Origin of the sequence: Gillisella vitis, assembly GCF_001541345.2 — a bacterium.
GTDB lineage: Bacteria > Pseudomonadota > Alphaproteobacteria > Rhizobiales > Rhizobiaceae > Allorhizobium > Allorhizobium vitis.
The window spans coordinates 1-8,875 of sequence record NZ_LMVL02000017.1 but is presented as its reverse complement, the minus strand read 5'-3'; the positions used below and the strand labels follow the sequence as shown (position 1 = coordinate 8,875).

Genomic DNA, 8,875 nt, shown 5'->3' with positions numbered 1-8,875 from the left:
AATTTATCGACAATCCATTCGAGCGTGGGGGATGCGGATGAAAGTTCAGTGGCACGTCACACTTGGAATCGCTTCTACAAAACTCACAGAAACAATCAAACAAACATACACAGCGATTTATTCACACGAACCCGAATTACAACGGTATATATCCTGTCAGCCAGCACCAAAACATCAAAAAATAGTCCGTAATGCCATGAAACTTAAGCCTTCGCAATTGAGGTCTACGAGCCTAATTCGCCCTCAGCCGAACCATATCACTCTCGGGTGCGACGCACCCATAGTACGTTGAGGTGGAAATTAATGATCCGTATTGAGACCTACACGCCTACACCTGACTGTATGCTCAAAGGTCCACCAAAAACGTAAGCGCTTACGTATATGGTCCACAAGAAAAGGCAATTTGCAGATATAAACATCCAACGTCGCTTTCATGGATCGTTTTTCCAAATTTCGACAACCCATCCACATCGATGATGGGCAGAGAAGTCATGGGATTGTCGTAAGTCAATACTTGTCCATTCATTAATCTATTTAAAGGTGCGGGCTAAGTGATGATCACCAAACGGTTCAATTTAGAATCTACCAAATGGCTAAAGTGGCAATTTTGGGTGCCGGGAACTTAGCTCTCACTCTTGCAGGTGATCTCGCCCGGAGGCTCGGCCAGACACCCTCGATCTGGGCGCCAATCTCTAACAGGAGCAGCTTCAATGATGTGAGGTGCCTTGGCTCCTTGGAGCTAGTAGGGCCGGACTACGGAGGCGACTTCCAGCCGCGATTGGAGGATGATCTTGGAACCGCGATTTCGGGCGCGGCGTTCATTTTTCTTACGGTTCCAACCCTAGGCCAGCAAGGGATTCTGCGCGAGTTGGCGAAGTTCAATCTGAGCAACTCAGTGCTCGTGGCCTTGCCCGGTAGCGCAACGTCTCTGGCTTGCAAGCAAACTCTAGTTCCAACTTTCGCGCCGATCGCAGTCATCGAATCAACAACGTCTCCTTATGCATGCCGCCGTGTCAAGGCACGTGTGCTAATGCTCGGTGTGAAGGCAACGTTCGAAGTTGCGACAACTCAGCCTTTGAGCGAGGAGGTTAAGGGGCGCTTCGAGGTTCTCTTTCCAAATCCGCCTCAGTGGTATCAACATCCCGCGTCGATATTTTTTTCAAATACCAACCCTGTTGCTCATCCTGCTGGAATTCTAGCTGCAAGAGATTCCATCGAGCAAGGGATATTGCCGGTCCCAAAATTCTACCGGCAGTTTGTCCCACAAGCCATCACGCGTGTTATCGCAATAGACGAGGAACGTCTTTCGATTGTTGATGCGCTTGGACTCGAGTCCGAGACGGATTTCTCATATTCCAAAAAATGGTATGGTGGGCATGCCTGCAACGCAAGAGAATTCTATGAGACCTACGAAGGCTATGCTGAAATCGAAACTCCCAAGACCATGAACCATCGCTACCTTACTGAGGATGTGAAGCACATTCTGGTGCTCTGGGTTGAGATAGCTGAAGCGATCGGTGTGCAAGTTCCAGAAATGAAATCTGTAGTGCAGGAGGCAAGCGACGTGCTGAACGAGAACCTTCTTCGCACTGGTAGGGGGCTATCGTCCCTCAACCTAGGAGGCGCAAACGCGAATGCCATCGTCAGGGCTCTCAACGGGGTTTGAATCAAAACTCCGAGCTGCTTTAATGTAATATGCGAGACGCCTATGAGCGCACGATCTATGCTTTCACTTCTGTTGTGTACGTTTGAATAAACCTGAGCATGTATTTAGTGTAGCTCAGATCCTTACCGCTTGTTTCGGTTCATGCTAATGTATAATTCACCCCGTACCTTTTACGCAAATTAAGTATAATGTTCATCAATCGTATTTTTATTAACAGATAATCTTTGGTCAATTTATTGATTAGATATTAATAATTATATATACAATATTAACATCAAATAAATATATGGGTTTTAATATGTTAATAACGAATATTTATGTATGGCGCTACAATAACAAACCATTACGTTTTATTCTTACAAAATCCAAGCTTATAAACCAGCAGAACAGGTCAAACCTAAGAGACTGATTACAAAAATCTTATTCAAATGTCAAAAAGTGCCCCAGGGGGCTAGTATCTACCACACACCGAACAGCGAACCAACCACGCTCACTGAAGGGAACTCCAGTTCCCCGCCGGCGCGCATGGGTGAGATACCCCTGAAGTTGAGCAACATTGGCCGTTCGCTCTATCGAAAGTTACGGGCAACATTCAACCCGGTCCAGCGCGATGGCGGGGTAACCGATTTGCTGCCCCGAGAATTATGCAGCAGTTTTTCGGTGCGGGCCCACAAATGTGGTGCAGGTCAAAGCTTGACAAGTGACGACAAATAGTTAGGCGGGCCTAGAGGGACTTTTGCGACAGCGTGTCGTGGCTCAGCTGAAAATTCAAACACACTAATTAATGCTGTCAAATCCGCTGTGTATTCACATGGCATCAAATGGTCACCAATGACGTCATGGGCTTCCTTTTCTCCAGTATAAAACAAATGGCTCAGGCCTATCTGCGGCAGATATTTTGAAGTAAATACAAAGCTATCACTCTCTTAAGATGACGGTAGCCAATTGGCAGGTTCGAGATTTCACACGCATCCTGAACGCCGGCGAGCTCCAGGGCCGCTTGGAACAGGCGCGAACCGATTTCGGCGCTTTACTGGCCGAAATTGTTTACTTCCACCCTCCGGGGGCTACGCCTGAGGAGGGTGATGATGAGTACATCCTCACTGGTCAAGGGCTGGTTTATGTTTACCTTAGTGAACAAACTGCTCGCCAATGCGCCTTAAATCGGCTCCTACCGTCCAACTCCTCCAACTTTGGAACAGTGGTAACTGCAATACCGCCATGGTTGATGGATACACAAACGCTGAATCTCACTCTTCAGGAGCGGTGCGATCAAGGTGGGATCGTCAACTACTATCATGGCTCGCGTACGAATGAGTTCTTTTTAGCGATCATGCTGAGCAACTGCTTTGTTCGGTTTGGAACCGACGAGATCAACGGTGCAAGCTACGGATTCTATGCCCGGCGCGGAAATTACACCGAGGAAGGAGAAGATGACGACAATGAGATTGGCGATGAAGGCGAAGCTGGTGGAGCCGAAATAAGAGATTACCAGTTCGGAGACCTTGTCAATTATCCAATCGTTGCCCTAGGGTCAAGCCGTCTTTCGGCATAGTTCGCGTCGGCAGCAGCTAGTAAAGTCGGATAATCTATGAGAGCGGCCCATGGATCTTTGTTATTTTCACGTTTCCAATATCATCTAGTAACGAAATAAAAAAATTCCTTCTCGTCTAAAATTAGAGAACTTTTTCGGCAAACGCCATCACCCAACATGGGTGTTGCTCACAGTGCTCGAAGCTAGATTAGGAGCAAGCTACACGGCATTCTATTTCAAACCGCACCAATCGATTCTACGCTGCATTGTTTTGATAAACAACTTAACGATATTAATCTTGAACAAGAAAGAGGTATATATCTACGCTTACCAGCTAAAATTGAATATATTATGAGAGTTTCAAGTGCCAAACCAATAATTTAGAAATTAATACTAAATTTAAAAGTTTTAACAGATATTTGCTGAAATAATAATGAATTTTACAAGAACATCTTGTATCGCACAACTAAAATTACATAGATTTCGAAACACGACACCTTAAAACTACACAGAACTATCTGACTCCACGTCATCAAGAGCAGCTACCACAGACAGTAAAGGGCAATTAGCGAAGCGTAAAATATAAAGACACGATGAATTATCTCAAACACGCCCCCCTACCACAACAGGATAAACTTAATAACGATTGAGAACATCTTATTCAAATGAAGACAAGTGTGACGCAAGGCTGGTGTAAACTAGTACGCTCCGAATGGTGGGCCTTCAAATCCTTCGAAAGCTGCCGCGCTCACCGGCGGGAATTCGTGTTCCTGCCGACGCGCATGGATGAGATACTCCTGAGCGATCCCATGAATCAACTTACCCTCCATATCTGCGTCAAGCTGCAATAGCATATCGGGCGTGATCCGATTCTGGCTAGCAAACAACATGGCATATCGATATCCATCGATCTCTTTCAGTATGGGCCTCAGCCGAGGCTCATTCCAAAGATAAACCAACTCTTGAATAAGAGATGGGCCTATAGCGGGGCACAACATCTGCTTAACTCTGGCCTTGGCCGCTTTCATGAAGGTCTCCTCGTCTGCTAACTTGTGGCGAATAATATGCCAACGAAAATCGGCGCTCCAATAACCGCTTTGCGCCATGCACTTGAGCAACGAGATAGATCCTCCCTCAAGAATAAGTCCGCCGTGGGCCTCATAATTATACACCTCCGCGATCAGCCTCTCATGAGCTTGCTCGGCTGCGATGATACCCTTCACCAGGGGCCGATCATCAAGGTACAGACGGGTCGTTCCTTTCAGTTCTTCCACTGTTGGTCGTCCGCTTCCGGTTGACAGCTGAGGACAGCATTGGACCCGATCGAGCGAAAGGACTGGAAGCCCAGTCTGCTGGGCAAGAGCTATCGCCGTCGACGTCTTTCCTGTGCAAGTTGGACCGAAAATTAGACGCAGATCCATAATTGTTTGCGATATTGTGAATACAAATTGATTTATTGGATTAGAGAAAGTTTATTACCAGAGCCTGTTATATTGTCTTCCTCCGGGTTACTTATTGTAGAGCAAGTGGCTTTAGCGTCTCCCCAAGGGGCAACTTGTTTTTCAACAAAGTGTGGGCCATGGCTGTCTCCTTGAAAACAATTTTCACCAACGAAGGCGCATTCAAGTCAAGATAAGCCTGACTAACTCAGCACTAAGAGGCAACTATTCATGCCACTTGGGGGGACGTTTTTCCGCGGTTTACTGCCACTTTTCTGCGCTGATTATCATCATTACTGGTGAGAAAGTAAAATCGTTTTTAATAGTTGATTAGGTGAGACGCCAAAATAAGGGTGACGATTTCATGTTTGACCTCAATATATCCCCGATAGTGGGCACATAATATAATTATGACTTAAGAACGGCCTCTATTATTTACTTACTTCAATCATTGTCGTAGTGGAAAAATTAAATTTATTATATGTTTTACCTACTGAGGTTATTTCAACAAATGATATAGATAGTTAATCTTTTAATTATATATTATTATATCACACCATATCTCAAAATAATAAGAGACAGATACAATAACAAGCATACATCATCATCGTTACTAAAACGTCGATATAGTGTAAATATGCAATCTATAGAACGCCCAATACTTGCAACATGACCCTTAGATTAATTTCTATTGCGGTAGTTATATCTCTTCCAAGGGTGTTTAAGAGGATTGTCCTTCGCTAAAATGCCTCCACAATTGTGGATAATTGCGCAGACGGCGTTACACGCGGTCTGAATAGCGCCCTCCACCCATCCACCGGTGAAGGAACAACTGCAACCCGCCAAGTAAACTCCAGTATCATTAGTCGTGTCCAGCGCTTGAAAGAAAAGTTCTTCAGAATAAAAATCTTCGCCGCGTCGGTTAAGTTTGAAAGCTCCGCCGGCATTCTCGTCTGTAAGCCAATCATGTTGAACAACATTTTGGTCGTAATCAGCGCAGGCGGGAACTAGATGCTGGGCAAACACCGGGAAAGATTTTGAAATTGCGTCACGCAGCAGACATAATCTCTCTTTTTTGTCGGGGACCGCCAATAGCTTGTGGGAGTCGTCCTCCCATGTATAACTGATGAGCACCAGACCTTTACCGTTCGGATCCTGCGGCTCATAGTCCAGGCAATAGACTGCTTTTGCGAACCCGTCCATGAGGACACAGGACGGGAGCATATGGTCAAACCAAAATTTTCGTTCAGTCAGCAGGAAGAGTTTTGAAGAGCCTGTCATGTGGCTGTTATCAACCGCTTGGTTCACTGGTGCACGAAAAATGGTGGTATCGCATGTCAGACAATGCCTGAGTTGGATATTTGCGAGTCCAGATGTAACCACCACTTTATCATAAAGTTCTGATATCCCGCTCTTAAGCCTTATCTTTATTTTTGTCTTTTCCTTCTCGATCGCCCTGACTTGAACATGGCGTATACGCTGGCTTACAGACACACCGTTAACCACTTGAGAGGCTATTCGACGTGGAAGTTCTGAGATTCCTTCAGAGCACATCCGCTGATTTTCTTCATATCCGTTTATGACCAAGCGAAGGATCTCAGTAAACCCGCTTTCAAAAACTGGACCAAACCCGCCAGATCCTATTCCCATTAGCTTGAATAGGTCCCAATCATGAGGGAAACTCCATGTTTCTCCACCAGGAGGATGCGTGCCCAGAAAGATCCTCTCTATCGCTGAGGAGAACGACTCCCTCCCGAAACGGTTCAGCCAAATTTGCCAGGAGTCATGAGCCCGCCTAATGTCCCCTGATTTCAAGGCCTCAGTGATAGCATCAGGCGACGCCAACACAATATCTCCCTCAAGGAAACCGTCCTTCAAGAACGCATGCCACCCGCTGTAAACGCGATGGAACAACTTCGGTGGCTGCTGCCCGGCTTTCCACATGTATCGGCAACCCTCGTAGACCAAGTCAGTGTCGACTGTGCCGGGATTTGGGAACGGCCTCATCGAAGACAGACCGTATCGCTCGAGGAAGAAAAACAAGCACGATGCAGCAGGAGGAAATCGCATCGCCCCCATTTCGGCCACGACGCCCGGAGCGTCCTTGAAGGCATGTGACCAAAGCTTACCTCCAACCCGATCACCTGCTTCATATATTGTAACATCGTCTACGCCAGCATGAAGCAGTTCGCTTGCCACCACGAGCCCGGAAATGCCAGCCCCAATGACCGCTACTTTTGGCCTGGGAACATCTTCCGGAAAGAAGCCGATCCGCCCACTATCGGAACATTTGTCGAGAAACAATCTGTAGTCATAGAGCAAGTCGATCGTTGGAAAGGACCCTGCCGAGGCTTTCAGCATCAGGTTTCGACCATAAGCTACCATGTCAAATGGTACTGCCTCTTCAATGATTACGGTAAACCCGGTAACGCTTTTCAACGAGCCTTCTTCGTACGGCGCCATTTGCAGGGTTCGGGAGCGGGCAGTCTCAGAGATTGAAATGGCCACGAAATGACTAAGGTCGCTGGGTGCACATCTTTTACCACTCAGCAAATTCATGGTTTGGAGAAGTTGAGCTCTGGAAATATCCATGCAAGATGGTGCAAGGTCGATGGCAACGAGACCACTCACTCTTGTTCGCACCGAAGCTTCTGGTTCGAGTATCCACCTCAGAATTTCCTCGCCAACATAGATGTAAGCGGAGAGGACTGCGACCCTCTGACCGGCTGATATCTCCGGAAAGCGACCGTCGGCCAGCCTTTTGCAAGCTAACCCAGCGTTGCACTCGCCGGAAATTTGACTAATTCTTCTTTCCCTCGAAGCTTCTCGTTCTGAGAAGGCTGCGGCAACGCGGCGGTCCAACTCATCAGCCTTGTCGACCATTATCAGATCCACAATTTTGGTAGAGAAATGATCGCATTGTTTATCAAGAAGAGATGAGGCTGACATTGCTAGGGAAGATTGGTCTTTGTGTAGATAACTAAAGACATCAACCGTTTCTATTTAAGTTGAGAATCGGGGAATACTGTGCATTGACATCCCAATGGAAAGCGACAATTTTGGCGTTTTTCAATAGAATATTCACGCGGGTCCACCTCGCCGCTCAATCAGGTTGAATATTGATTGATACAATACTGTTTCCGTTTGAAAAAGTGCCCTTAATACCTCCAATAATTCGGATCATACGCCGTGATTGGGAAATTCCCTCCAATAATCGCGCAATTTGGGCCCAAGCGCGGTATATTTATTTGATCTGAAATGGGCTTAAAATCCCCAATCCAGAAAGATGGTGCCCATTACCTCGTTAGCACAAACCCTAGAACGCCTAAGACGGAAAGACTACTCATGCTTAGAACTAGTAGAAACTCTAATCGCGCGTTGTGAAGCTGCAAAAGCATTGAATGCCCTTCTGGCAACAGACTGGGGTGGCTTGCGGCGGAGGGCCAAAAAAATTGATCGCCATGGAAACGCCGGGGTAGGTCTTCGCGGCATTCCGCTCTGCTTCAAGGCGAACATCGCGACCGGCATATTTCCTACAAGCGCTGCTACGCCAGCGCTGATAAACCACTTGCCAAAGATACCATCCCGCATCGCAGAAAGACTTTTTTCAGCTGGAGCACTGCCGGGTGCCTCGGGAAACATGCATGAGTTATCGTTCGGAATTACGAGCAACAACTATGCCACCGGGGCGGTGCGGAACCCGTGGAATCCAAGTCTGATACCAGGAGGCTCAAGCGGTGGTGTGGCTGCTGCGGTGGCAAGCCGATTGATGTTAGGCGGCATAGGCACCGATACCGGGGCATCTGTTCGCCTACCCGCAGCCCTGTGTGGCGTAGTAGGATTTCGACCGACGCTTGGTCGATATCCAAGAGATCGGATAATACCGGTCAGCCCCACCCGGGACACCGCCGGAATCATAGCGCAGTGCGTAGCCGATGTTGTAATCCTCGACCAGGTTATTTCCGGAAGACCGGCGAGAATTCTACCCATACCGCTGAAGGGGCTTCGGATCGGCCTCCCCACTACCTACTTTTACGATGACCTTGATGCTGATGTGGCCTTCGCGGCTGAAACGACGATTCGCTTGCTGGCCAACAGAGGCGTAACGTTTGTTGAAGCCGATATCCCCCACCTAGAGGATCTGAACAGCGGTGCAAGTTTGCCAATTGCGCTTTATGAATTTCCGCACGCCCTAAAACAGTATCTCGACGATTTTGTGGGAACAGTTTCTTTTTC

The 8,875-nt window shown here is 47.3% G+C and carries 5 protein-coding genes; 3 read left to right on the top strand and 2 right to left on the bottom strand.

All coding sequences use genetic code 11. The features are described 5' to 3' along the window. The first annotated feature begins 589 nt into the window (after nt 1-589). Nucleotides 590-1,666, top strand: a complete 1,077-nt coding sequence (gene ocs, locus ASB66_RS25910) for a lysopine/octopine dehydrogenase (protein ID WP_060718528.1) — start codon at nt 590-592, stop codon at nt 1,664-1,666. 931 nt (nt 1,667-2,597) lie between these two features. After that, nucleotides 2,598-3,221: a RolB family protein gene (locus ASB66_RS25900; protein WP_032488313.1), complete on the top strand. Its 624-nt coding sequence runs from the start codon at nt 2,598-2,600 to the stop codon at nt 3,219-3,221. Nucleotides 3,222-3,898: 677 nt separating this feature from the next. Here the strand turns inward: ASB66_RS25900 and ipt are convergent. Then, entirely contained in the window at nt 3,899-4,621 is a 723-nt protein-coding gene (ipt, locus tag ASB66_RS25895; RefSeq protein WP_032488312.1) for an adenylate dimethylallyltransferase Ipt, read from the bottom strand. Between the two features lie 699 nt (nt 4,622-5,320). Next, nucleotides 5,321-7,588 (bottom strand): FAD-dependent oxidoreductase, encoded by a 2,268-nt coding sequence (locus ASB66_RS25890; RefSeq protein WP_081089077.1) that lies wholly within the window; start codon nt 7,586-7,588, stop codon nt 5,321-5,323. A gap of 337 nt (nt 7,589-7,925) precedes the next feature. Here ASB66_RS25890 and ASB66_RS25885 point away from each other — a divergent pair. Further along, nucleotides 7,926-8,875 (top strand): amidase family protein (locus ASB66_RS25885; RefSeq protein ID WP_114387045.1); only part of this gene is annotated, 950 nt, incomplete at its 3' end.

Coding starts and splice junctions, on each gene's coding strand:
- ipt (WP_032488312.1), bottom strand. CDS start 4,621: ATGGATCTGCGTCTAATTTTCGGTCCAACTTGCACAGGAAAGACGTCG.
- ocs (WP_060718528.1), top strand. CDS start 590: ATGGCTAAAGTGGCAATTTTGGGTGCCGGGAACTTAGCTCTCACTCTT.
- ASB66_RS25890 (WP_081089077.1), bottom strand. CDS start 7,588: ATGTCAGCCTCATCTCTTCTTGATAAACAATGCGATCATTTCTCTACC.
- ASB66_RS25900 (WP_032488313.1), top strand. CDS start 2,598: ATGACGGTAGCCAATTGGCAGGTTCGAGATTTCACACGCATCCTGAAC.